Origin of the sequence: Corynebacterium sp. HMSC074E01, from assembly GCF_001808885.1 — a bacterium.
GTDB lineage: Bacteria > Actinomycetota > Actinomycetes > Mycobacteriales > Mycobacteriaceae > Corynebacterium.
Window position 1 is genome coordinate 600,768 of the sequence record NZ_KV794854.1, and the last position, 24,348, is coordinate 625,115.

Annotated in this window: 24 protein-coding genes and 2 pseudogenes; 12 read left to right on the top strand and 14 right to left on the bottom strand. The window is 60.4% G+C overall.

What is annotated here, in order from left to right:
* Positions 1 to 3 precede the first annotated feature (3 nt).
* The 4 genes from HMPREF2537_RS12175 to HMPREF2537_RS12190 form a co-directional block, all read right to left on the bottom strand.
* Positions 4 to 348, bottom strand: a complete 345-nt coding sequence (locus HMPREF2537_RS12175) for a DUF485 domain-containing protein (RefSeq protein ID WP_070529440.1) — start codon at positions 346 to 348, stop codon at positions 4 to 6.
* A 435-nt stretch (positions 349 to 783) separates the two neighbouring features.
* Complete coding sequence (locus HMPREF2537_RS12180; protein ID WP_070529442.1) at positions 784 to 1,641, bottom strand: aldo/keto reductase; 858 nt, start codon at positions 1,639 to 1,641, stop codon at positions 784 to 786.
* A 160-nt stretch (positions 1,642 to 1,801) separates the two neighbouring features.
* Positions 1,802 to 2,158 carry an FKBP-type peptidyl-prolyl cis-trans isomerase gene (locus tag HMPREF2537_RS12185; RefSeq protein WP_010187736.1) on the bottom strand — a complete coding sequence of 119 codons (357 nt, stop codon included), beginning with the start codon at positions 2,156 to 2,158 and terminating at the stop codon, positions 1,802 to 1,804.
* A 172-nt stretch (positions 2,159 to 2,330) separates the two neighbouring features.
* Complete coding sequence (locus HMPREF2537_RS12190) at positions 2,331 to 3,623, bottom strand: citrate synthase (protein ID WP_083299027.1); 1,293 nt, start codon at positions 3,621 to 3,623, stop codon at positions 2,331 to 2,333.
* A gap of 151 nt (positions 3,624 to 3,774) precedes the next feature.
* Between HMPREF2537_RS12190 and serC the strand changes: the two genes are divergently transcribed.
* From serC to HMPREF2537_RS12205, 3 genes are all read left to right on the top strand, one after another.
* Entirely contained in the window at positions 3,775 to 4,905 is a 1,131-nt protein-coding gene (serC, locus tag HMPREF2537_RS12195) for a phosphoserine transaminase (protein ID WP_070529444.1), read from the top strand.
* Positions 4,906 to 5,059: 154 nt separating this feature from the next.
* A complete protein-coding gene (gene sepH / locus HMPREF2537_RS12200; RefSeq protein ID WP_070529446.1) occupies positions 5,060 to 6,244 on the top strand; it encodes a septation protein SepH in 1,185 nt (394 codons plus the stop codon).
* A gap of 13 nt (positions 6,245 to 6,257) precedes the next feature.
* Positions 6,258 to 7,088, top strand: coding sequence for a DUF6928 family protein (locus HMPREF2537_RS12205; protein WP_070529448.1), 831 nt, complete (start codon positions 6,258 to 6,260; stop codon positions 7,086 to 7,088).
* On the opposite strand, the gene HMPREF2537_RS12210 is transcribed toward HMPREF2537_RS12205, so the two are convergent.
* From HMPREF2537_RS12210 to HMPREF2537_RS12220, 3 genes are all read right to left on the bottom strand, one after another.
* Positions 7,040 to 7,861, bottom strand: coding sequence for a TrmH family RNA methyltransferase (locus tag HMPREF2537_RS12210; RefSeq protein WP_070529450.1), 822 nt, complete (start codon positions 7,859 to 7,861; stop codon positions 7,040 to 7,042). The two genes, HMPREF2537_RS12205 and HMPREF2537_RS12210, sit on opposite strands and share 49 nt — an antisense overlap.
* A 44-nt stretch (positions 7,862 to 7,905) precedes the next feature.
* The gene (locus HMPREF2537_RS12215) at positions 7,906 to 9,309 is read right to left on the bottom strand and encodes an NCS2 family permease (protein WP_070529452.1); all 1,404 of its coding nucleotides are present in this window, start codon (positions 9,307 to 9,309) and stop codon (positions 7,906 to 7,908) included.
* 126 nt (positions 9,310 to 9,435) lie between these two features.
* Positions 9,436 to 10,065: a DUF3027 domain-containing protein gene (locus HMPREF2537_RS12220; protein WP_210383665.1), complete on the bottom strand. Its 630-nt coding sequence runs from the start codon at positions 10,063 to 10,065 to the stop codon at positions 9,436 to 9,438.
* 65 nt (positions 10,066 to 10,130) lie between these two features.
* Here HMPREF2537_RS12220 and HMPREF2537_RS12225 point away from each other — a divergent pair, with 65 nt between their 5' ends.
* Together HMPREF2537_RS12225 and HMPREF2537_RS12230 are read left to right on the top strand one after the other, a co-directional pair.
* Complete coding sequence (locus HMPREF2537_RS12225) at positions 10,131 to 10,982, top strand: glutaminyl-peptide cyclotransferase (protein WP_070529539.1); 852 nt, start codon at positions 10,131 to 10,133, stop codon at positions 10,980 to 10,982.
* A gap of 11 nt (positions 10,983 to 10,993) precedes the next feature.
* Positions 10,994 to 11,581: a DUF2771 domain-containing protein gene (locus tag HMPREF2537_RS12230; RefSeq protein WP_010187766.1), complete on the top strand. Its 588-nt coding sequence runs from the start codon at positions 10,994 to 10,996 to the stop codon at positions 11,579 to 11,581.
* Positions 11,582 to 11,731: 150 nt separating this feature from the next.
* On the opposite strand, the gene HMPREF2537_RS12235 is transcribed toward HMPREF2537_RS12230, so the two are convergent.
* Positions 11,732 to 12,112 carry a cold-shock protein gene (locus HMPREF2537_RS12235; RefSeq protein ID WP_010187767.1) on the bottom strand — a complete coding sequence of 127 codons (381 nt, stop codon included), beginning with the start codon at positions 12,110 to 12,112 and terminating at the stop codon, positions 11,732 to 11,734.
* 528 nt (positions 12,113 to 12,640) lie between these two features.
* On the opposite strand from HMPREF2537_RS12235, the gene HMPREF2537_RS12240 reads away from it, so the two are divergent.
* Entirely contained in the window at positions 12,641 to 13,303 is a 663-nt protein-coding gene (locus HMPREF2537_RS12240; protein WP_010187768.1) for a resuscitation-promoting factor Rpf1 domain-containing protein, read from the top strand.
* Positions 13,304 to 13,403: 100 nt separating this feature from the next.
* Here HMPREF2537_RS12240 and HMPREF2537_RS12245 read toward each other — a convergent pair whose 3' ends face one another.
* Positions 13,404 to 14,360, bottom strand: coding sequence for an ABC transporter permease (locus tag HMPREF2537_RS12245; RefSeq protein WP_246820330.1), 957 nt, complete (start codon positions 14,358 to 14,360; stop codon positions 13,404 to 13,406).
* 111 nt (positions 14,361 to 14,471) lie between these two features.
* On the opposite strand from HMPREF2537_RS12245, the gene HMPREF2537_RS12250 reads away from it, so the two are divergent.
* Positions 14,472 to 15,074 carry a TetR/AcrR family transcriptional regulator gene (locus tag HMPREF2537_RS12250; protein WP_246820332.1) on the top strand — a complete coding sequence of 201 codons (603 nt, stop codon included), beginning with the start codon at positions 14,472 to 14,474 and terminating at the stop codon, positions 15,072 to 15,074.
* 124 nt (positions 15,075 to 15,198) lie between these two features.
* On the opposite strand, the gene HMPREF2537_RS12255 is transcribed toward HMPREF2537_RS12250, so the two are convergent.
* Complete coding sequence (locus HMPREF2537_RS12255; RefSeq protein WP_010187772.1) at positions 15,199 to 15,384, bottom strand: hypothetical protein; 186 nt, start codon at positions 15,382 to 15,384, stop codon at positions 15,199 to 15,201.
* A gap of 93 nt (positions 15,385 to 15,477) precedes the next feature.
* Here HMPREF2537_RS12255 and HMPREF2537_RS12260 point away from each other — a divergent pair, with 93 nt between their 5' ends.
* From HMPREF2537_RS12260 to HMPREF2537_RS12275, 4 genes are read left to right on the top strand one after another with little or no spacing between them, the layout of a single operon-like run.
* Positions 15,478 to 17,580, top strand: coding sequence for a helicase-associated domain-containing protein (locus HMPREF2537_RS12260; RefSeq protein ID WP_070529461.1), 2,103 nt, complete (start codon positions 15,478 to 15,480; stop codon positions 17,578 to 17,580).
* A 37-nt stretch (positions 17,581 to 17,617) separates the two neighbouring features.
* Positions 17,618 to 19,255 (top strand): DNA repair helicase XPB, encoded by a 1,638-nt coding sequence (locus tag HMPREF2537_RS12265; protein ID WP_070529463.1) that lies wholly within the window; start codon positions 17,618 to 17,620, stop codon positions 19,253 to 19,255.
* Positions 19,256 to 19,259: 4 nt separating this feature from the next.
* Positions 19,260 to 19,898 carry a DUF3239 domain-containing protein gene (locus HMPREF2537_RS12270; RefSeq protein ID WP_070529466.1) on the top strand — a complete coding sequence of 213 codons (639 nt, stop codon included), beginning with the start codon at positions 19,260 to 19,262 and terminating at the stop codon, positions 19,896 to 19,898.
* Positions 19,899 to 21,026, top strand: a complete 1,128-nt coding sequence (locus HMPREF2537_RS12275) for a pyridoxal phosphate-dependent aminotransferase (RefSeq protein WP_070529468.1) — start codon at positions 19,899 to 19,901, stop codon at positions 21,024 to 21,026. It abuts the gene before it with no gap.
* Between the two features lie 66 nt (positions 21,027 to 21,092).
* Here HMPREF2537_RS12275 and HMPREF2537_RS12280 read toward each other — a convergent pair whose 3' ends face one another.
* The gene (locus HMPREF2537_RS12280; RefSeq protein ID WP_070529470.1) at positions 21,093 to 21,716 is read right to left on the bottom strand and encodes a TetR/AcrR family transcriptional regulator; all 624 of its coding nucleotides are present in this window, start codon (positions 21,714 to 21,716) and stop codon (positions 21,093 to 21,095) included.
* 182 nt (positions 21,717 to 21,898) lie between these two features.
* Between HMPREF2537_RS12280 and HMPREF2537_RS12285 the strand changes: the two genes are divergently transcribed.
* A complete protein-coding gene (locus HMPREF2537_RS12285; RefSeq protein WP_070529473.1) occupies positions 21,899 to 22,609 on the top strand; it encodes a GAP family protein in 711 nt (236 codons plus the stop codon).
* Between the two features lie 107 nt (positions 22,610 to 22,716).
* Here the strand turns inward: HMPREF2537_RS12285 and HMPREF2537_RS12290 are convergent.
* The 3 genes and pseudogenes from HMPREF2537_RS12290 to HMPREF2537_RS13090 all read right to left on the bottom strand — a co-directional run.
* A pseudogene (locus HMPREF2537_RS12290) lies at positions 22,717 to 23,226 on the bottom strand (SLC13 family permease); the annotation flags it as partial.
* Positions 23,227 to 23,239: 13 nt separating this feature from the next.
* Complete coding sequence (locus tag HMPREF2537_RS12705) at positions 23,240 to 23,470, bottom strand: hypothetical protein (protein WP_148138149.1); 231 nt, start codon at positions 23,468 to 23,470, stop codon at positions 23,240 to 23,242.
* Positions 23,471 to 23,725: 255 nt separating this feature from the next.
* A pseudogene (locus tag HMPREF2537_RS13090) lies at positions 23,726 to 24,348 on the bottom strand (hypothetical protein); the annotation flags it as partial.

Consider the following 24,348-nt stretch of genomic DNA (forward strand, 5'->3'; position numbering starts at 1 on the left):
TGTTTAGCCCTCCAGTTCCTGGCGAATGGCCGCTGCCTGCGGCTCGATGTTCTTGTTGGCGTAATTGACGTAGATATACGTGATGATGAAGGTGGTCAGGAACTGGGCCAGGCCGAAGATGAGGCCGACGTTCCAGCCTCCCCCAAGTTCAATAGCCATGAAGTCTGGCGCAAAAACGGCGGCCAGCACGTAGAGGACGTACCACACAAAGAACGCCACAGTCATGGGGAAGGTGAACTTGCGGTATGTGCCGCGCAGCTTAGAAAACTGCGAGCTATCACGCATCTCGACGAACTCTTGCGGCGTTGGTTCGCGGCGCGAGTTAATCGAAGCAGGTGCGTCAGTCATGTCGCTCTCCTTACAAAGGGTCTTTTCTCCACAAACCGCGGTGAGAGACAAAAGTTAGTGTCTTCAATCACGTTTTGCCTTGCACAGTAAGTTACCTAACCACTCTTGCAAGGTTGTAAATCCTGCCAAGAAAAGTTAATAACACACACTTTTGCTACCCCCTCTCCTTGCATCTACAAGGCATTTTCAGCTCACCGCTAACACCCCCACAGGAGAATTCAAAGAGGGAATCTAATTTAGCAAACCGAAACTTCACAGGGTTTTTAACAGATCTTCACTGCCCTCCCCTGCCGATTTCCACCCCCAGGAACACAACAAAGCCCGCCTTCAGCACCCCCACTCCTCTTCCCCAATATTGAAGGAAGAAAGAGCACGGTGCGGAAGACGGGCTCCATCGCTCACGGGCGCATAACGCGTCCCCTAAGTGTTCAAGCTTTAGGCGCCAGGAAACTCACGCGGGTCCTTGAACATGCGGCCAAATCCTTCCTTGCCATCAAGCGCGTCGAGAGCCGCAATATCCTCTGCAGTGAGCTCAACCTTCGCGGCAGCGAAGTTTTCCTCCAAGCGCTCGCGGCGGCTGGACTTCGGAATGACCGAAATCCCCTTGCTCAACAGGTACGCCAGGACAGCTTGGCCAGCAGTAATATCGTGTTTCTCGGCCACGGCCATAACTTCTGGGTTATTGAGGATGATGCCGCGGGCCAACGGCGACCACGCCTCCGTCACGATGCCATGGCTATCGTGGAATTGACGCAGCTCCGGCTGCGTAAAGCCCGGATGCAACTCAACCTGATTGAGGACAGGAACGACACCAGTCTCATCGATCAGGGTTTGCAGAGTTTCCTCATAAAAGTTGGCCACGCCAATCGATGCAATCTGCCCCATGCCCTGCATGCGGGCGATCTCCTCAAAGGTCTCCACGTACAACCCGCCCTGTGGCCAGGGCCAGTGGATAAGGTACAGGTCAAGGTAATCCAGCTGCAGCTTGTCCAGGGACTCACGGAAGGCCTGGCCCACTTTGTCCTTGCCATGGTGGTCGTGCCACACCTTGCTGGTAATAAAGAGCTCATCACGGGTCACGTCGCCAGCCTTCATAGCGGCGTTGAGCGCTTGGCCTAGCTCTTCTTCATTCTCGTAGAGGGTGGCAGTATCGAAGTGGCGGTAGCCCAGGTCGATGGCTTCACGCACGGAGCGGACAAGCTCCTCCCCGTGCATCTTGTAGGTGCCGAGACCCAGCAGCGGCATCTCGCGGTCATCATTGAACGTAGTTTGTGGGACACTCATGCCCTCCATTGTGCCGCACTCCCGCGCGCTGTGTGGCGGAAAATGGCGGCTCGCGTCCTTCAACCCAGACGAAAACGCGCGAAACGCCCTCACCAATGTGTGCCGTGCTCTAGTGCACGGCCGGTAAGGGCGTCGTTTCGGGAAACGGAAAGGGCTATGCCCTTCTACGCTAGGCGCGGATGAGATCGATAACGAAGGTCAGCGTGCGGCCAGACAGCGGGTGTGCACCACCAGCCGGGCCATAAGCCTTCTCCGGCGGGATGACCAGCTTGCGGCGGCCGCCCACCTTCATACCCGGGATTCCTTCCTGCCAGCCGGCGATGAGGCCAGTCAGCGGGAACTCGATGGACTGGCCACGACCCCACGAAGAGTCGAATTCCTGGTTCGTCTCATAGTCAACACCAACGTAGTGAACCTCAACGAAGCCGCCCGGCTGGGCTTCGGCGCCGTCACCCACCACAATGTCTTCGATGACAAGGTCCTGGGGAGCAGGCTCCGTTGCCGGCTCAATTACGGGCTTTTCCATTGGGGATTATCCTCCTTGGATTACTTTCTTCTTTGCTGGCCGCATACACGTAGGCCGAGCCACAACGCCCTCCAGTATAAGCGGAGATGTGGGGCTCGGCCCTAGAAATGCAGCGTATGGGCTATACGCTAAGCCACGGCAGCCTGTGGAAGACCGCCGCTGAGGTTACTGTTTAGCGCTCGCTACGCGGGGTGACCTTACGCAGGGTCTCGCCGGTGTAAATCTGGCGCGGGCGGTTGATCTTGGTGTTGAGCTCAAGCTGCTCGCGGTACTGAGCAATCCAGCCCGGCAGGCGGCCGATGGCGAAGAGGACGGTGAAGAAGTCCGTCGGGAAGCCCATGGCGCGGTAGATCAAGCCGGTGTAGAAGTCGACGTTCGGATAGAGCTTGCGGGAGACGAAGTAGTCGTCGTTCAGCGCAATCTCCTCGAGCTTCATGGCCAGATCCAGCATCGGGTCGCCGCCCAGGTGATCGATGATCTCGTGAGCAGTGTCCTTGACGATGGCCGCGCGCGGGTCGTAGTTCTTGTACACGCGGTGGCCGAAGCCCATGAGGCGAACGCCCTTTTCCTTGTTCTTCACGCGGTTCATGAAGTCGGTAGCGTCACCATCGTGGTTGTTCTGGATATCCTCAAGCATCTCCAGAACGGCCTGGTTAGCGCCACCGTGCAGCGGGCCAGACAGTGCGTTGATGCCACCGGCGATGGCAACGAACAGGTTGGCCTGCGCAGAGCCGATCATGCGGACGGTGGAGGTGGAGCAGTTCTGCTCGTGGTCAGCGTGGAGGATGAGGAGCTTGTCCAGAGCCTTGGCCACAACAGGGTCAACCTCGTACTCCTCAGTCGGGTAACCAAACATCATGCGCAGGAAGTTCTCGCGCGCGTTGAGCTTGTTATCCGGGTACATATAAGGCTTGCCCTGCGACGCACGGTAGGCATAAGCGGCCAGCATCGGGACCTTAGCCAGCAGGCGGACAGTAGCCTTGTCCAGCTGCTCCTCATCCAGTGGGTTGAGCTGATCCTGGTAGTAAGCGGAGAGAATGTTAAGGGAGGAGGCCAGCACGGCCATCGGGTGCGCATCGCGCGGGAAGATGTTGAAGGCGGCCTTAAAGTCCTCATCCAAGAGAGTGTGGTGGCGAATCTCAGTGTTGAACTTCGACAGCTCGTCCTCAGTCGGCAGGTGGCCCTTAATCAGCAGGTAGGACACCTCGTTAAAGGTGGCGTTCTCAGCCAAATCCGCGATGTCATAACCACGGTGGCGGAGAATGCCTTCCTCACCATTAATAAAGGTGATCTTGGACTCGGTGGAACCGGTCGCTGCATAACCCGGGTCGAAGGTCACCAAGCCAGTCTCGTTACGGAGCTTGCCAATATCGAAGCCGGAGTCACCCTCCGTGGACTGCTTAATGTCCATCTCGTACTCGCCGCCGGGGTACTGCAGTACAACCTTGTTCTTTTCAGAAGCCACGTGTTTTCCTTTCCTCAATGTTCAACGCCGACCAAAGCCGGCGCGACAGATCTAAACCTCTTCACACTGTAGCAAAACTTGTGACTCTGCCAACATTGGCAATCCTGGCAAAGTATCTAGTGCGCGAACGAAATTAGGCTACACTGCCCACATGAGCAACTCAGAACTCGTCCTGCCAGCAGATATCCTCCCTTCCGACGGCCGCTTTGGCTGCGGGCCCTCCAAGGTTCGCCCCGCCCAAATTGAGGCAATCACCGCCGGTGCCGACACCATCATTGGCACCTCGCACCGCAAGCCGGCCGTCAAGAACCTCGTCGGTTCCATCCGCGAAGGACTCTCTGAGTTGTTTTCCCTGCCAGAGGGCTATGAAATCGTTCTCTCCCTCGGCGGCGCTACCGCTTTCTGGGACGCAGCAACCTTCGGCCTGATTGAGAAGAAATCAGCCCACCTAAGCTTCGGTGAATTCTCCTCTAAATTTGCTAAATCCGCAGCCAACGCCCCTTGGCTTGACGCCCCGCTCGTCACCGAAGCCGAAGTTGGTACCGCCCCGGATCCGAAGGCCGCCGACGCCGAAGGCGCCGACATCATCGCTTGGGCCCACAATGAAACCTCCACCGGCGCTATGGTTCCGGTAACCCGCCCTCATCCGGATAACGCAGAGCAGCTCGTCGTCATCGACGCCACCTCGGGTGCCGGCGGCCTGCCCGTGAATATGTCGGATGCCGATGTCTACTACTTCTCCCCGCAGAAGTGCTTTGCATCCGACGGCGGCCTGTGGCTGGCAGCAATGTCCCCGGCAGCCCTGGAGCGCATCGAGAAGATCAACTCCTCCGATCGTTTCATCCCGGCCTTCCTCAACCTGCAGACTGCAGTGGACAACTCCCGCAAGAACCAGACCTATAACACCCCGGCTGTAGCCACGCTGCTCATGCTGGAGAACCAGGTCCAGTGGATGAACGCCAACGGCGGCCTCGACGGGATGGTCAAGCGCACGACGGAGAACTCTTCCATCCTCTACAACTGGGCCGAGGCCCGCCCGGAGGCCACCCCCTTTGTGGCCGAGCCTTCCGAGCGCTCCCTGGTGGTCGGCACCATTGACTTCGAGGACAGCGTCGATGCCGCTGCGGTCGCCGCAACGCTGCGCGCCAACGGCATTCTCGACGTCGAGCCCTACCGCAAGCTAGGCCGCAACCAGCTGCGCGTGGGCCTGTTCCCGGCAATTGATTCGGCGGACGTCACCAAGCTCATCAAGGCTATCGATTACGTCCTAGACAACCGCTAAGCTTCGCTCGAAGCTCCTTCAGCCGCACAACAACATTTGTTGCATTTATTTGTTGCCGCGTACAACATGCCCCGCGCTCTTGCCAGAGTTCGGGGCATGTTCTGGGTAAAGTGGACTTCATCACATGTCCGCTACCAGGCTAAGGAGCGCCATCATGCGCGAGATTTTCCTCGCACCCAGCGACTCAACTGACACCTCGCTCGTCCTCCGGGCTGAGGATGGTGAGGAGTTCTTCCTCGAAGTCACCGACGAGCTTCGCGAGCTTTTCGCTCCCGCCGACTCTGCCGAATCCGAGTCCGAAACCGCGGCGGAAGGCTCGGCCGCCCAGGAGGAGGACGACGCCACCACGGCAACCGAAGATTCCTCCACCGCGTCTGCACAGGCTGAGCGCTCCACCGGCTTGCACACCGTCATGCCTGCCTCTGGCGGCTCACCTTCCTCCCCGCAGAGCCAGCCCACACCGCAGGCACAAGAAATCCGCCTGCGCCCCAATGAGATTCAATCCCGCATCCGCGCCGGCGCAACCGCCGCGGAGATCGCTGAGGAACTCGACGTTCCGGAATCCCGCATCGAGCCTTTCGCGCACCCGGTGCTCTTGGAGCGGGCGCGAATCGCGGACGTCGCCAAGCAGGCACACCCCATCCGCGAAGATGGCCCGGCCAAGCTCACCCTGTGGGAGATTCTGGCCACCGCCTTCGCCGCCCGCGGGCACTCGCTGTCGGAGGCCACGTGGGATGCCTACCGTCACCAGGGCGAGCCGTGGATCCTGCGCATCACGTGGAAGACCGGGCTGTCCGCCAACGAGGCGGAGTGGACCTTCAAGCAGACGATGTCCTCGCCAGCCACGGTGGAGGCACGCAATTCCGTCGCCGCTGACCTGACGGACCCAGACTTCGTACAGCCGGTACGTTCGCTGACCTCCGTGGGCCGCGGTGAGCGCTATGACGAAGCCATCGATGGGCGTGACTACGCCGACGACCGAGAGGTCAACGAGGACGCGCGCGCTGGTACCCCCGGCGTGACGGAGCTGTCTTCCTACGCCGGCGTCGACAACGCCGGCGACCGAGACGACGCCGACGGATATGCTGAGCCCTCCGTGCTTCCATCCCCGCACGGTGGAGAGCACCCGGCCGAGGCCGCCAGCGATGAGGACGCGGCCCCCGCTAATGAAGCGTCCGCACAGCAGGCGGAGGAGAAGGAGACGGGAGTGGACGAGGATTTCCTCCAGAACCCGGATCCGGAGCCCAAACCCACCAAACGCCGCCGCAAGGCCGTCACCCCGCACTGGGAGGATGTGTTGCTCGGCGTTCGCTCCTCTACCAAGCGCCCCCGCAACTAGCGAGTAGCCTGCCGTGGATACCCAAAGCGCCGTTCTCACTCTCTGGTACGTCACCGCCGCCGATCCCGCCGAGGTTCTCCGCGGCGAGCCCAAGGCAGACCGCGGTTTCGGCCGCAAGTTCCTCGCTCAACTCAACCCTTCTCTACCTGTGACGCCCATCGGGCAATTCCCCCTCAACCGTTCTGCTGAGCCCGGCGCGAGTGAATTCTATGTCGGCGGCTATCCCGGTGTGACCGTCGTGCAGACGATCATCCACGATGATCAGCTGATTCTCTCGCAGCTCTCCCGCACCCTGCGCGAGGCCGTGCCCGCCACGGAGATTTACGCCTTCGCCTGCAATTCGGAGACCGGCTACGCCGGGTTTGCGCACTGGACGGGCAGCCGCCTGCGGCGCTCCCTGTGCGGAACGCGCTTTAACCTCTATGAGGATCATGGCCTGCCCGAAACCTTTGAGGCCCCTTATTGGGCCGGGGAGATGGATGAGCCAGTGGGCGGTATCTCCCTGCCCTTCGAGCCGCTCACCATCACCGAAGCCGCCCAGGAGTTCTGGCTGGGCATTGAAGTGGGTGAGGATGGCCCAGACGTGGACGTCGTGGGCTATGCCACCGACGGCCGCCCCGAGCCGAAGGTCGACACTCCCCCACCGCGCCGCACCGTGGCCGAGGTGGCCACGACCTCAGTGGCGAAGCTGGGGCTCAACGACTATGACGACTACGAAGAGCATGACCTCGAGCCGGAATCCACCGGCGAAGAGATCGTCCGCACCGCCAAGCACCTCGGCGGCTTGGTGCGCCGCTATGCGGTGTCGACGTCACGGAGCCTCTGGGAGCGCTGGCGCTCGTAGAAGGCAATGGCCGCTGAGGTTGCCACGTTGAGGGAATCCGTGCCCTCCGCCATGGGGATACGCGCCCTCACATCGGTGGCGCGCATGGCATGCTCAGTCAGGCCCGGCCCCTCCGCGCCAACCAGCAGCGCCACCTTGTCCGCGCCCTCTAGGGCGTCGGCAATATGCACGGCGTCTGGGTGAGGGGTCAGAGACACCAGCCGGAACCCCTTTTCACGCAGCTGCTCTAGGCCCCGCTGCCAGGTGGTAAAGCCGCCGTCAAAACGCGCCCAAGGCAAACGCAGGACGTGCCCCATCGAAACGCGCACCGAGCGCCGGTAGAGAGGATCCGCAGCCCCCGATCCTAAGAGAATGCCGTCGACATCCATGCCCGCGGCATTGCGGAAAAGCGAGCCGATATTTTCGTGGTCGCCCACGCCTTCCATGATGGCCAGGGTGCGAGCACCATCAATGACCTCGTCCACGGTCCAGGCTTCCGCGCGGTCGGCCGCGGCAACCAGCCCGCGGTGCATGTCGAAACCAGTGACCTCCCCCAAGGTGGCACGAGTGACCTGATAGACGGGGATATCGCCAACATCGTGGTTCGCTAAGAACGTGTCGAGCTTTCCTTCAAAGCCGATGATGCAGCGCACTGGGAACCGTGAGGCAAGCAGGCGCTCCACGCACAGTGGGCCCTCACCAAAGACGAAACCCTCGCCGGATTTATCCGCGTGCTTGAGATCGCGGATATCGTCCAGGCGAGGGTCTGTGGGGTCATCGATGACAAAACGCATGGCCCCTAGTTTAGGCGCAGGGTTGAGATCTCAACCCAGGCGGGCTATCCCAGCAGCGAGCTGATGGGCTCCATGGCAAAGTAGACCACGAAGAGAGCGGCCACGAGCCACATGATCCAGTGGACCTTCTTGGCCTTGCCGGCGAAGGTGGCCATCAGTGCATAAGCGATGAAGCCCACGCCAATACCGTTGGCGATGGAGTAGGTGAAAGGCATAACCACGATGGTCAGGAAGGCCGGGATGGCTTCTTCCATGCGGTTCCACTCGATGTCCTTGAGCTGTGCCGCCATCATCACACCCACGATGACAAGGACGGGGGCTGCTGCCTCAATGGGCACAATCTCGTAGAGCGGGGTGAGGAACATGGCCAGCAAGAAGATCACGCCGGTCACCACGTTGGCCAGGCCGGTGCGGGCACCGTCACCAATGCCGGCTGCCGAGTCCGCGAACACGGTGTTGGAGGAGACCGAACCAGCGCCACCAGCAACGGCACCAAAGCCCTCAACCACCAGGGCGGTCTTCATCTCCGGAAGGTTGCCCTTCTCGTCCACGAGGTTAGCTTGCTTGCCCAGTCCGTTCATGGTGCCCATGGCATCGAAGAAGTTGGTGAGCAGCAGGGTAAATATCAGCAGCACGGTGGAGACCACGCCCAGCTTCGTGAAGGCGCCGATCGGATCAACCTGGCCCACAATCGACAAATCCGGCAGACCGCCCAGGGAGCTAGGTACCTCCGGGGTGGCCATGCCCCAGTCCTCGGAACCGGTCAGCGCCTGGACGATCATGGCGATAATGGTGGTGATGACGATGCCGATGAACAGTCCGCCGCGGACTTGGCGGATGACGAAGAAGGCGGAGAGGATCAGGCCCACGACGAAGACGAAGGCCGGCCACGTAGCGATCGAGCCGTTCACGCCCAGGCTCACCGGAACAGTAGTCATCGCAGCATCCGGCACGCGGGTAACAAAGTGACCATCCACGAAACCGATGAGCGCGATGAACATACCAATACCCACGCCCATCGCGGCTTTCATGGAGGCCGGGATGGCGTCAAAGACCGCCTGGCGGAAGCCAGAGATGGCCAGTAGGACGATGATGATGCCTTCAATGACGACGAGGCCCATGGCCTCGCGCCATTCCAGGCCGTTGAGGGAAACCATAGTCACGGCCACGAAGGTATTCATGCCCAAGCCCGCAGCCATGGCGAACGGGTAGCGAGCAATCATGCCGAAGGCGATGGTCATGACACCTGCTACCAAGGCGGTGGCGGCGGCGACCTGCGGGATGCCCAGGGTGGTGCCGGCAGCGTCAGCGGACGTGCCCAGGATGAGAGGGTTGAGGAGGATGATGTAGGCCATCGCGAAGAACGAGACCACGCCGGCGCGGACCTCAGTTCCTACGGTGGATCCGCGTTCGGAAATCTTGAAATAGCGATCGATAGCTGCGTTCATCGTGAGAGAGCGCCCCTTCTATCTAGAGAAATGAAGTTTTACCTGCTAAGGGTGCTCCATCCAGGCACTAAAACGCAAAACCCGCACGCGGCATTGCTGCTGCGCGCGGGAAGAAAACCTCACTCTTTAGTAGATAGGTCTCTCATCATCGAAGGGCCTCTCCTGCTCCGATCCCTCCTCACGGACGGTCGTGCCGGAATGCGCACCACACCCATAGGTGGCGTGCACCACTTTTCCATCCGCCGAGTATTCATTAGCACAGACACCATAATTAGGCAGCAGTTCGAGATAGAAAGCACAGGTTTTGCACTGCAGCTGGGCTTGGGATGCCATGTCCGAATTCGGCCCATACTTCTTGCGCCAGCGCTCCTTGGCCTCCTTGAGGCCAATCTCGGAGAGCTTCCCTTCCTCCAGCCTGTCGTCATCGGGCGCGGGCGGCATGAGGTCGCCCGGGCCAAGGTCTCCTGGGCGCAGGCGCTCGGAATAAGGAACCCACTCCGGTGCCTGAAGGGCCTGGCCGCCGGGAACAAGCGCGACCTCATTGACGGTCGGCGTACGCGAGCCTTCCGCACAGGCAACAACGGCGTGCCACTCCCACCCCGGATAGCCCGGCACGTGCGCATCAAAGCGGTGAGTGGCCACGTTGCGGCCCACACCGGCAACGCCGCGGTGCTTGCCGACGTCCCCCTCGCCCACCTCCTCCACGGCCCGGCGCGCCAGGTTGACGGCGGTCGAATCGAGAAGCGGGGAATGCATCTTTTTCTTGCGAGTCACTCTCCCATTATTAATCACGTACCGCGCCATAGTGCACAATGACAGTCATGCCTCTCCCCCACACCGCCCGCGCCCTCCGCGCGCTTACTGCCGTCCTCTCCGCTGCCACACTGCTCGCGCCCTTAACATCATGCTCTTCTCACCCCGCGCGCGAGGACGCTTCCTCGTCTACGGGGACGGGTGGGGCGTCGCCAAGCGCAAGCTCCCCAGAGCGCCTCGGCGTCACCGTCCTCGACACCGCGCCGCTGCCTCCCGATACCTTCACCCAAGGTTTGGAGGTCGACCCCGATGGCAACGTGCTGATCGGCACCGGGCTCAAAGGCAAGTCACGGCTGCTGCGCCTCGAACCCGGAACACAGACCCCGCAGGAGGAAACCGCGCTTGAGAGCTCATTCTTCGGCGAGGGCATCACGCAGACCGACGCCGGCATCTGGCAGCTGACCTGGAAATCCGGGACAGCTTTCCTGCGAGACCCCGAAACCTTCCAGGAACTCGATCGTGCCACCTACGATGGCGAAGGCTGGGGCCTGTGCAACGCGGGTTCCGAGCTCATCATGTCCGATGGTTCCGCCACACTGCGCCATCTCGACCCAGTAACCTTCGAGGAGCTCGGCCCACGCACCGAGGTCACCCTCGACGGCTCCCCCGTGGACAACCTCAATGAACTTGAGTGCGTCGATGGCGCGGTCTATGCCAATGTCTGGATGAGCGAGGATATCCTGCGCATCGACCCGGAATCTGGCGTGGTCACAGCGGTTATTGATACCGCGAACCTCAACCACGTTCCCTCTACAGATCCCAACGCGGTCCTCAACGGCATTGCCCGAATCCCGGGCACCGACGAGTTTTGGATCACCGGCAAGCTCTGGGATGAGCTGTACCGGGTGCGCTTCGAGTAGGATTTTCTGCCATGGCTACCGTGAAGCAAGCAAGGAAGAAGTCGCTACTGCAGTTTCTGGCGCTCATTATCGCCGTGGCAGTCATCGTCGTTGCAGTGGTGTTGTTCCAGAAGTGGTGGAACGACCGCCCCGGCCCCGAGCCAGCAGACGTCACGATCACGGCCACAGTGGGCGAGGACACCTTAGAGGTCTCTCCCTATATCGTCTGCGAGCCCGGCACGGACTGCGAAGAGGGCGAAGTGCCTAACCTGACGGTGGGCCCCGATGACACCCTGAAATTGGAGATCCCCGAGGCTATCTACAACCACGAGTGGTCCGTGCTGTCCATCTATGATGACCCGGCCGCCAATGACAGCACCGCTCACGGCGCCAACGAAACCACCTCGCTAGAGATCCCCGGCTCCGTGCCGCCGATTGAGGCCTCCACCGGCGAGCGCCCCCAGCTAAAGGTGGTGGAGATTTCCACGCTCATGATTGGCCGCGATGCCAACGGCGAAGAGACCCCAATGCACACGGTGTGGTCCCTGTCCACCATGACGGATGAGGAGCTCAAGGAGTCCAAGGCCACTGGCGACGCTGAAGCTCCAGCTGAGAAGTAGCAGCGCTGCGGCGCGCGCTGCCCCCCCCCCACGCGCCTACACAAACGACAAAGTGCCCTAGTTGCCAAACCTAGGACTGATCATTGAAAAATCAGCCCAACTTTCGTCAGCTAGGGCACCTTTTAGTTACGGGTCTAAGGCTTTTGACCCTTAGCTATCCAAGTCCTTGGCGATAGCACGCAGGATCTCGGCAACCTGGCGGCCAGTCTTGCGCTCCGGGTAGCGGCCTTGGCTCAGCACCGGCTGCACCTGGGTCTCAAGCAGTGTCATGACGTCGGAGAGCATGCTCGCCAGCTCTTCGGGCTTGCGGGCCGGGGTGCGACGGCGCGGGACATCAAGCACCTTGACACGCAGTGCCTGCGGGCCACGGCGGCCAGCCGCGAAATCGAATTCAATACGCTGGCCCTGGTGCAGCTCATCAACGCCCTTGGGCAACACATTGCGACCAACATAGACGTCTTCATCGCCGGGGTTGCTGACAAAGCCGAAGCCCTTGTCTGCGTCATACCACTTCACTTTGCCGATAGGCATGGCTCTTCACTCACTTTCTTTCCGTGTCTCCTCTTCTAAGAGCTTAGGCGCTGCCAGGCCCCAGGCTGATAGGCTCCGCCCGTCTTGGGACGAGGAGGCGCGGCGAAGCGTGAACCGAATCCTTGCAGCCGCGCGGAGGAATTATCCGTGGAACTTTTAAAGAGATACATTTTAACCCTCACGCTCCCGACAAAGAAACCCACGATAGATATCACCCCAACAATCACACCCGTTACATGTGTGATATAGCTAACATTTCCGCGCCGAGCAGGGGAAATGCTAAGAAATTGACACTTCCGTTACCGTTTTGGGCCATTTAACGTGACTGTTTCGTTATAAACCGCTACTCTCTCCCTCAGGCACTTCGGCTGCCGGCCGTGGAAGTCTCGCCCCAGACACAGTCCGGGCTTCCGCACGGCGGCCATACATGATGTGCATGAACATGAACATCAATTGCAAAACTATATGCCGGACTGGGCATCATCTGGGCGCGAGAAAGCAAGAACAACCTAGAGAAGGAATACTTTAATGGGACGCCACTCCGCTAAGAACAAGTCCATCGCCACCAAGTTTGCCGCCTCCACTGTTGCCGTGGGCGCCGCCGCAGCCATCATGGCACCGAACGCTGCCGCTGCACCGGATTCCGATTGGGACCGCCTCGCACAGTGCGAGTCCGGCGGCAACTGGGCCATCAACACCGGCAACGGTTACCACGGCGGTCTGCAGTTCAACGCTCAGACCTGGCAGGCCTACGGCGGCGGTGAGTTCGCTCCGACCGCTAACCTGGCAACCCGCGAGCAGCAAATCGCTGTTGCTGAGCGCACCCTGGCACAGCAGGGCTGGGGCGCATGGCCGGCCTGCTCCGCCAGCCTGGGCCTGAACTCCGCCCCGACCCCGCGCAACGTGAGCGCTGCCCCGGCACCGGCTGCTACCCAGGTAAAGGAAGAGACCGCACCGCAGGCACCGGCTGAGGCACCGAAGGCAGTCCACGAAGCTGCCGAGGAGCCCACCGACGAGCTGGCTGTTGACGCCCTCTACACCCTCATCGAGGACACCGCTACCCAGTACGGCCTGACCATCCCGGCTTCCTTCACCGAGCAGTACAAGGCCAACCGCCACGACTTCAACGCCTTCTACTCCGCTAACCGCCACGTCATCGACCCGCTGGCACAGGTTCTGGCTGCACGCTAAGCAGCGCGCCGCGCCGTGCAAGCTGAGCACATAAAGGCAAAGCTTTAACTACACAAAAGAGGCTGGATGGTTTTCTCCATCCAGCCTCTTTTAGTTTTGACTAAGCCTTTTCCTCAACGGCAGCGTCTTCCTTAGCGCGCGACCGATCACAGGCCAGCAACACTAGGCCAACAACAATCCACAGCCCTAGCGACCACCACGCATGGCCGAAGCCTTGCCCATCAAAGAAGGACAGCGAGCGGACTAGGTGACCCGTCGCGCCGATGGGCATCCACTGCCCCAGCGTCGACCACCCGGTAGGCAGCAGCCACGGGCCGGTTGCCAGACCCGACAGCGGGTTCGCTAAGAAGATAGTCAGCACGGCACCGATTCCAATACCCGCGGCACCCATCACCCCCGCAAGGCCTGCAGTCACCGCAGACGTCGCAAGGATGCCCGCAGCGATAGCCATCCACTCGGCAGCGAAGCTGCCACCGAGGGTTCCATAGACGGAGTGCAGCATCCACGTAGCAACGAGCCCGCCGAAAAGCGCAATACCAACGAGCACCCCCAGCTTGACCCATTTCTTGCCACGAAATGCAAAGGTGGCAATGACAGCGGAAATAATCCCGCCAAAGGCCAGCGGCAGGCCCAACAGTGCGATACCGCTCGCCTGCGGGTCCTCCGCAGTCGTCGGCGCCAGCTCCTGCTCCTCCACGGATATTCCTTGTGCTTCAAGCTGGCCAGCGAGGCCATCAATCATCGTCACGTAGGGAGCACCATTTCCCGCAGCGGTGAACGCACTCGCGCCCTGCGGGGAGATGACCAGTCCACCAACAGCTTCACGCTGCAGCACCGCGTCGCGCACCTCGGCCTCGCTGTGCTTCACGACGATCTCCGGAGCCTCATCCCCCGCCGCACTCTCAATCTTCTGCGAGATACCTTCGAGCATGGGCTCCGGCGCCGAAATGGCAACCGGAACGCCAGCCGGACCCGATGCAAAGATGGGCGCCAAAAACGCCCACAGCATAAGGCCGATGACGACGGGGATCCCCACAATGGCAACTATCGATTTCACAGCAACCGATGGCTGCTTTCCTTCCTGACTTTTCACCGCTGACACTTCCAACCTCCAAACGGAACAGGGTGTTTCACTTACAAAGTGGAGCATAGTGTTCCGTTTGGTATGATGCAAGCTGTGAGACAAGACGGAGCAGAAAACAAGCAAGCCATCGTCGCAGCAGCCAGGCAGCTGCTCATCAGCGAGGGACCGGGCGTGTCCATGCGCTCCATCGCCAAGAAAGCCGGCGTGGGCGTCGCCACGGTCTCACGCCACTTCCCCGAACGGCTCTCCCTCCTCGATGCCGTCACCGGCGCGGAGGTAGCACACATCAAAGAAGAGGTGGACAGCCACCTACAAGGTTTCGACGAGGATCCCGAAGGCACCTGGCGCGATCTTATTCATCGGATCGCCAGCCTTAACTTCGCCGCGGTTGTTCAAGCAGCGGCAGCCGAGGTGAATACTGCCTCATTCTCAGACGATGACGTGCAGGAGATCGCTACCCAGCGCAAAGCTGAACTGAAGTCGATCTACCAACCGATTATCGAACCCACGCGACAAGCAGGTCTCTGCCCCGAGTCCCTCACCCCGCTCGAACTTCACATCGGCATCGGTCTCATCACCCGCCCGCTGCCCAGAACACCAGTGAGCGCCGACTACCTATCAGGTATACAAGCCCAGCTCATCGATACGCTGCTCGACGGCCTTAAAGCCCAAGCCCGTGCCAACTAGTTGAGGCGCAAGTACATTACAAACACGTATAGCCCCACCGAGGAGAACATTCTCGGAGGGGCTGAAAGCAAGCCGGAAGGCTCAACGTATCCGCTAAGTGAAGCGCAGATTTCTGCGCGCCTACTTAGCGGTTGATGCGGGTGTACGGGTGAACGTAGTTGAGCTTTTCTGCCGGCATCGGCAGAATCAGGTCGTCACCGTACGGGCTGGAAGCACCAGCAAAAGGTGCAGTAAGTTCAGTAATAGCGTGCTCGCGGGGGCTGTTCTTCGGCCAAGCCGGGGATACGAAGCCTTTGTTCTCGTTCGACATGCTCCTTATTATTCCAAACCCCGCGGCAAAAAGTAACTTATTCACCCAACGAGGGCCCCATGCCTCCCCCGCCTACTAAGCTTGAGGGCCATTATGACCTCCCCTTCACACCGCGCCCGCGTTACCGAGAGCTACCGCGAGTGGCTCAGCCAGTTGCCTGACAAGGACCTGCGCGCCCTGCTCAGCAACCGCAGTGATGTTCTCTCACCCGCACCGAAGGACTTTGATGCGTTGGCCTCGCGCCTGACACTTCCGATGCACGTCGCGGATGCCTTAGCGGCAAGCAATGCCGAGCAACTAGCTACTTTGGAGGACATCGCACAACGCGGCGGCGAAATAGCCATGGTGGAAGACACCAACCCTGCAATCACGAAGCAGCTCAAGGAGCGCGGTCTCGTCTTTGGTGACGCCCCACAGGTGCGCATCGTCACCGCCGTGATGGGCTCACTTCCCACCGGCTGGTCGTTGCGCAACCAAGTAGAGTTCGATGAGAAGGATCTAGCCGCGCTTGCCCCCGAGGAGCGCCGAGTCCTTGATGCTTTAAGCAAAAGCGACGGCATGGGCTATACCACCGACACCGAGCCGGACATCAACTCCGAGGATCCCGCCAAGCGCCTGCTGGCCAAAGGTTTTCTGGAGCGTATCAACGCGCACTCTGTGCGCTTGCCGCACTCGCTCGCCCGCCTGCTGGCTGGTGATACCACCCCGCCCATTCCCACCACCCCCTCGGGGCGCGCGGGCACCCCGGAGCCGGATGCCAGGGCTGACGACGCCGGTGCCGCAGCTGGCCTCGAAGCCGTGCGTGGCATGGAAAGGCTCCTCGAGTTGCTCGGCAGTCATCCGGTAACTCTGCTCAAGGATTCTTCGGTCGGCGTTCGCCCACTCAACCAGCTGGCCAAGGATCTCGCTCTGGAAAAGGAGGAGGTCGCGCGGCTCATCTGCTTGGGCCACCACGCTAGGCTTCTCCACCGGGGTGAGCCGGATGGCTTAGAGGGCCACTTCCTCGCGCCTACCACCGGCTCCCAGGACTGGCTCGAGGCCGACCTCGGGGAGAAGTGGCGCATTCTTCTCGACGCCTGGCGTACCTCCCCCTGGGCCAGCTGGGCTGAGACCCGGGTGCTCGCGGAGGATAGCCTCGTGCGCCGCCTGCCGCGCTTCCGCGCTTTCGTTCTCGGCGTCTATGCACACTCCGCAGTCGCGCTGAATGACGATGAGTTCTGGGAAGAGTTGCGCTTTCGATCCCCACTCTTTGCCAGCCACACGCGCACGGTGACCATTGAGCAGCTGCGCGCCGAAGCCGAGTGGATCGGCGCGGTGGCACTGGGCAAGGCTACTAACGTGCTGGGTGATTCCGCCGCAGCCACCAGCCTCGTCCCCGATACCGTCAGCGAATTTATAATCCAGCAAGACCTCACCGTCCTCGTTCCCGGCCCCCTTGAACCAGGCACACACCGCACCCTCGCATCCCTGGCGGACCTCGAATCCCCAGGCCTAGCCAGTGTGTACCGCATCAGTGAGGCCACTATTCGCCGCGGCATGGACCAGGGGCTCACCGCGCAGGAAATGATCGACTTTTTGGAAGCGCACTCCCCGACAGGCGTGCCGCAGGCATTGGGGTTTGCCATCGGGGACGTCGCCAAGCGCCATGGCACCCTCCGCAGTGGACCTGCTCTGTCCTATTTGCGCAGTGAGGATCCCGCGCTGCTGGAGCTCGCTGTTGCCTCAGTCCCGGGCCTGCGTCTACTCGCGCCCACCGTGGCGGTATCTCAGCTGCGCGTGGGCGAGCTACTGGAGAAGCTGCGCGCTAAGGGCCTCTCCCCCACTGCGGAGGATGAATCCGGCGCCTCCCTTACCGTCGCACCCGAGCCTTACCTGCTTCCTACGCCTCGTCCGAAAGCCCACAAGCGGGAGCCGGCCTCGGTGGACCAAGCGCTTCAGGCTTTGCAGAAGTCAGCACAGAATCCCAGCGCGCAGAAGGAAGAGGAACCGGATCCCCTCACGCTCGCCCGTGCCGCCGCGCGCTTCCACGCCGATATCGTGATCTCCTATGCCGATAAAAGCGGCGAGCTGCGCACCGTGACTGTGAAGCCACTGTCTGTGGAAGGCGGCTACATTGATGCCCTAGGCGCAGCGGGCAAACCCGTGCGCTTCCCGGTTCACCGCATTTCCTCCGTCCGCTTCGCCGACAGGGATTGAGTCCTTCCCTGACGCCCAGAGTAGAAAGGCCCTAGTTATGCCCGGACCACTCATCGTCCAATCGGACAAGACCGTCCTCCTCGAGGTGGATCACCCGCAGGCCGACGAGGCTCGCGCAGCGCTCGCACCTTTTGCTGAGCTGGAGCGCGCGCCCGAGCACATCCACACCTACCGAATCACCCCGCTCGCCTTATGGAATGCCCGCGCCGCCGGGCATGATGCCGAGCAAGTCGTCGACGTTCTGGAGAACTACTCCCGCTTCCCGGTGCCGCAGGCGCTGCTGATCGACGTCGCCGAGACCATGTCGCGCTACGGCCGCGTGCGCCTGCTGGCACATCCGGCCCACGGTCTCATCCTCGAATCGGACGAGCCTGTCATCCTGGAGGAGCTCACGCGCACCAAGAAGGTCAGCGAACTTCTGGGCCCGCGCATTGATGACAACACCATCGCCGTACCACCCTCCGCGCGCGGGCGGCTCAAGCAGGAGCTGCTCAAGGCCAGCTGGCCCGCCGATGACCGCGCCGGCTACGTCGATGGTGAATCCCACCCCATCGCGCTGAGCACGGAGGAGGTGGACTGGAGCTTACGCGATTATCAGCAGTATGCCGCCGATTCTTTCTGGTCTGGTGGCTCCGGCATCGTGGTCCTGCCCTGTGGCGCGGGCAAAACCATCGTGGGTGCTGCCGCCATGGCCAAAGCACAGGCCACCACGCTCATCCTGGTGACCAACACCGTGGCCGGGCGCCAATGGCGCGATGAACTACTGCGCCGCACCAGCCTCACGCCGGAGGAAATTGGTGAGTACTCGGGTGAAAAGAAAGAGATCAAGCCGATTACCATCGCCACTTACCAAGTGGTCACCCGCAAGACCAAGGGCGAATACCGGGCACTCGAGCTCTTCGATTCCCATGACTGGGGCCTTATCATCTACGACGAAGTCCACCTCTTGCCTGCCCCAGTCTTCCGCATGACCTCCGACCTCCAATCGCGCCGTCGCTTAGGCCTGACCGCCACCCTCATCCGCGAGGATGGCCGCGAGGGCGATGTCTTTTCGCTCATCGGGCCCAAGCGCTATGACGCGCCGTGGAAGGAGCTGGAATCCGCCGGCTATATCGCCACCGCGGACTGCGTCGAGGTGCGCGTCGACATGACGCAGGAGGAACGCCTGCTTTATGCCACGGCACAAGCGCGGGAGCGCTACCGGATTGCGGCGTCGGCAGGCGCGAAGCTGCGGGCCGTCGACAAGCTGCTGAAGAAACATGAAGGTCAGCAGGCACTCATCATTGGCGCTTACGTGGACCAGCTGGAGGAGCTCGGTGAGCACCTCAACGCACCGGTCATTGACGGCAAGACTTCCACCGCCAAACGCGAAAAGCTCTTCCAACAATTCCGGGAAGGCAACCTGGACACCCTCGTGGTGTCCAAGGTAGCCAACTTCTCCATTGACCTGCCCGAAGCCGCCCTGGCCATCCAAGTCTCCGGTACCTTCGGCTCCCGCCAGGAGGAGGCCCAGCGCCTAGGCCGCCTACTGCGCCCGAAAAAGAACGGGCAGGAAGCCACGTTCTACACTCTCGTGGCGCGTGAATCGATTGATGCGGAATATGCCATGCACCGCCAGCGCTTTTTGGCCGAGCAAGGTTATGCCTACCGGCTGGTGGACGAAGTAGACTTGTGAGCTGATGAAGATTTTCAAGTTTAAAGTCAACGAAGACTTTGCCAAGAAGAACAATGAGCTCCTGCGTGATTCCTCGCGCCTGCGCAATTCCGGCCTCGTCATGGGTCTGGTGCTTATCATCGGTGCGATTGCCGTCTATTTTGGAATCGACCCCGTCTGGCGCATCACGCTGGCGGTAGGCATGGCGCTCTTCGGCGTCTTTTGCGCCGTCATCGGTGTCTTGGCTTCGAGCAAGGTTGGATCGGCCCAAAAGCTCTACGACTCCTATCCGCTTGCCCCCGCCGTCGTGGCGGAGGTCAACGAGCGCGACATGGTTCTCATGGCGCTGGTGAACACCAACGTTGATCCGAAGGCACCGCCGCGGTGGGGCGCGTGCTTACGCACCGTCAGCAACATCCCGGGCATTAAGCGCACCGTGGGAACCAAGGTTCCGGTGGCCGCTGTCTCCGGCCAGCGCAGCAGCGACGACAAGGATCATTGGCAGCAGATCACCCCCATGCCGATTGCCTGGGGCACCCCAGATGCGGAGACCGTGACGATTGCCCGCAAGTCCATTCCGGAGGATCAGTGGCAGCGCCTCGAGCGCGCACGCAAGCGTCTGACCGATGTGAAAGCTACGAAATACGATCTGCTGGTGCTCTAAATGACTGTTGAGAGACTACAAGAATTTGGCGAAACCATCTTCGCCACCATGACCGCGCTTGCCGTGGAGAATGACGCGGTAAATCTGGGACAGGGTTTCCCCGATAGCGACGGCCCACAGCGCATGCTGGAGATTGCCCAGGAGAACATCGCCGGCGGCAACAACCAATACGCTCCCCTTCGCGGCGTCTCGGAACTGCTCAGCGCCATCGCGGAGACCTACGCTGTTCCGCAGGATCACGTCGTGGTCACCGCAGGTGCCACCGAAGCCATCACCGCGACGGTGCTGGGCCTCGTGGAACCCGGCCACGAGGTCATCGTCCTCGAGCCCTACTACGATGCCTACGCCGCTGCCATCGCGCTTGCCGACGCCACCCGCGTCCCCGTCCCCTTGAAGGAATCCGGCAACAGTTGGGACATCGACGTCGATGCCGTGCGCGCCGCAGTTACGGACAAGACCGCCATGGTCATCATCAATACACCGCACAATCCGACCGGCTCGGTCTTTTCCCACGAGGCACTCACCGAGCTCGCCGAGCTCTGCGTGGAGAAGGACCTCCTAGTTCTTGCCGACGAGGTATACGAAAACCTCACCTTCGGCACCGAGCACGTCAGTATCGCCACCCTGCCGGGGATGGCTGCGCGCACCGTCACGGTGTCTTCTGCTGCCAAATCCTTCAACTGCACCGGGTGGAAGACCGGCTGGGCCATTGCGGAGCCTAAGCTTCTCGACGGCGTCATCAAAGCCAAGCAGTTCACCACCTTCGTCTCGACCACGCCCTTCCAGCCGGCCGTGGCGCATGCCCTGCGCTATGAACAGGAATGGCTGGACGGCATGGTGGATGAGCTTGCAGAGTGCCGCAGCATCCTAGTGAAGGGCCTAGAACAGCTGGGGTTCCACGTGCATGACACCGGCGGCACCTACTACGTGGTTGCCGATATCTCCTCTACCGGTTTAAGCGGCATCGATTTCTGCATGCAGCTGCCCGAAACAAAGGGCGTGGCCGCCATCCCGCTGGCCGCCTTCACGGACAACCCGGAACCGTGGCAGCATAAGGTTCGCTTTGCCTTCTGCAAGCGTCCCGAGGTCATTCGCGAAACCGTGCGGCGTCTAACTGCAGAGTCCTAAGAATTCAGGCTCCTAAGCTTGCCCCTTCTGTCCTGCGCATTCTTGTCTTTAACGGCTTTCAGCCCCCTACATTCCGTTCTGGCCTTTAGGAGAACCGGGTTCTACAATCAGCGCGAGTCCCGAAGCAAGGTCTGCCAGCAACTGCTTCGACGAGTCCACAGGAGCATTGAGGTAGTCGATCGTCAGCCCGTTGACCAGTGCAGTGACAAGACGAGCACCTTGCTCAGGCGACAGCCCTCGGGCCAATTTTCCGAAACGTTGCGCTGCTTCGAGACCTTCAGAAACGCGCGCCCGAAACTTCGTCACCTCGGCGTCGTATAAGTCAGCCAGCCATTCACGCGTCGAGGCAGCAGCTCCCACTATGACCCACACAGCGGAATCCTCGCGCTGGACAGGTCCAATTGGCAAGAGTTCAGCCAGGCGACCGTGGAAGGCCGCGTGAAAATCCGTCGCATCGGTTTGAGTAAGGGCCCGCGACTCCTGGCGCTGCAACGACCTGACAAAAGCTTTCGCGATGATGTCGTCCCGTTTACCCATCTGGTACTGGACAGTCCCAGGCGCGACGCCAGCCTCAGTGGCGACGTTGCGCACGCTCAGGGCATCGAGGCCCTGGCTGACCATCACTCGAATAGCAGCATCAGCGATCATTGCGGCGGTGCCGGTGATGGGTGTGTTGCGATCAACGGACATGGAGCTCCAATCTTGCGTAGCTCAGATGCGATGAGCCATTCATAAGTGTAGTTGCACTCGCGCATTGCGCCTCGTACAATCGTACCAAACCCGCGATTAATACAACCGTACGAAGCTGGATTGAGGCCTCTTTCGAATCTAAGGTCAAACTCCCCGCAAACACCCGACTACTGGAGAATTCCATGTCAGACTTCCTTCCCCTTGCCGGCCTTGCACTCGTAGATAGTTTGAGTGCAGGAACCCTTGTCATTCCTATTGCACTGATTGTTATCTGGCGACGAGTACGTTTAGGCCTATTGGGCACCTATCTCGCTACGATCGCCACGGCCTACTGCGGCCTTGGTATTGCGCTTCTATTAGGGTTCGATGCGGCAGTATCGAGACTTTCTGGCGTAAGCGAGACTGATTGGTTCCGGTGGGTGACTCTTGTACTGGGCGCGGGGCTTTTCATCTTCGGTGCGTTCTCGCCAAACCCCAAAAAGCCCGCGGCCACGCAGACCGCCGACCCAGAAGTACCAAAGAGTCGGGCTTCTCGCCTTGCACGGGGCGCGTCACTGAGTGCGTCCGGCATGGTGGGGCTTGCGCTAGGTGCTGCCGTTGTCGAGGCTGCGACGATGTTGCCCTACCTAGGCGCAATGGGAATTATCCAGTCTATGTCCTTCGGGTTTAGCGGCAAGGTCGCGCTTATTGCGGGGTACTGCATCATCATGGTCCTACCGGCAACTCTTATGGCTGTCATTGCAGGCGCAGCGGGGTCGGCTATATTTCCTCGTCTGGAGCGCGCCATACGTCGGCTGGAGTATGAAGCGAAAGTGACGTTGCTGTGGATCGCGGCAATTGTGGGAGTCTACATGGCGGCATCGAGTGCACAAGGGCTCGGATTGATCGGTTGAGTGCCAGGTTGAACGTTGAGCGATAGCGCCGATTGAAGAGCCCCTTCCTGCAGAGCTAGCCCCCGGCCCGTCATAACGGCGGCCGAGGGCTACGTCTTCTTCATCCCCTATCCGATGCCTACCAAGGCGGCAACAGTTGGGAGAAAGAAGATAATCAGCGCGCCGCCGATTATGTCGAAGCTGACGCCTGTGCGGATCATACGCGCGATGGAAACGCAGCCGGAGCCATAAACGATGGCATTTTGCGGCGTGAAAATTGGAAGCATGAAGCCAAAGGATGCGCCGAAGGAAGCGGCCATCGCCGGGATAACAGGGTCTACTCCCGCAGCCATGGCGAGTGGAACAACACTCGGCACAGTGACAGCCGCTGCCGGGGTATTACTTGTGGTCTCAGAGATGAGGATGGCCAGCAACACCGCCATGGCAGTGATGACCAGGGCACTAGATACGCCCAACATACTGTTGAGGCCGGAACCGATAGTTTCTGCTAGACCGGAGCTGCCCAGCATGGCGCCGAAGATCATGCCGCAACCACACAATATGATGGTGCCCCAGTCAATCTTGGCCGCATCTGACTAGTCCAGGGTGTACTGCAGCTTCTTGGATTCAACGGGCAGCGAGCCCATATGACTACTTGTTCAAGCTGGTTAGAATCCAAGCACTACCCGGATTATCCAGAGAAAAACTGAGAGCAACTGTCGTTGACTCCATGATTAAAGAAGACGGACTTGATGGCGAACACAGATCAAGAGCCTGTCGAGAGAACTTCACCCATTGTTCGCTGTCGCCCTTTCCTCTAAGAAAGAGGAAGTTTTCTTGATCGGAGAAGCCGTGTTCTGGAACAGGGGGATCATCAGCCATAAGTGTTTCTTTGACTGTTTGATACGGAGTGTATGGGCACACGAGCGAAAACTCAGTCCACTCTGGTCCGTAGAGTTCCTCCAGTGTGATGGACTCAGTAATGGGGGTTTCATGTCCCGATCGTCCTACGGACGCGAGATGAGAAGCCAATGGGTCATCAAAACTACAAGAGGAGAGTAATAGGGAGACAATACTAGTGAACCCTATCCGCGCCATCATGCGTCTCATTAACATAACCCCCTACTCGTGCCTATCCTAGGAAAGTGTAGATAGCAGTCCAATTCTAGCCCAGAGGGCGCACTGGTTCAGAACAGAAGCTTCGTCGCCACTACTTGCGAAAGCAGATCCAAGAAATCGACCTTGGGCATTGTTATACAGGTCCATGCTGGTCTCATCCGCTGGCCCCTGAGCGACAGTTTCGTGGTTAGTAGCAATGCGTTCAGCTGCACCTGCACCGATTGTCATCGTCATCAGGGCATTCCACGAGCAGTGCCGAAAAGCATCGCCCTTTCCACTGTGGAGTGATGCGGCGCCAGGAAACCGGTTCTGCGCTTCCATACTCGCGGTTGTGGGTGCCTGATTGGCGATGACGCATGATACTACGACCAGCGCGATGCAGGACAGCATTTCAAAGCCCTGGATATATATCCGGTAGGGGTCCGACTGGGCGGTCGCAAAAGACGCTACCTGAGGATTGATGTCAGTAACCCTGGACGCTTCATCTGGGACAAATAGCGCGTATGAACGGTGCAGGGATCCATTGCGGTCCATAAGCGCAGACGTGGATGTGCAGCACGTAGGTCTGTGTTTCGGGTCTGTGCTTGTAGGCTGTGTGCGAAAACGACGACGAAGCCCGTCACCGTTGAGTTGTTGCTCAA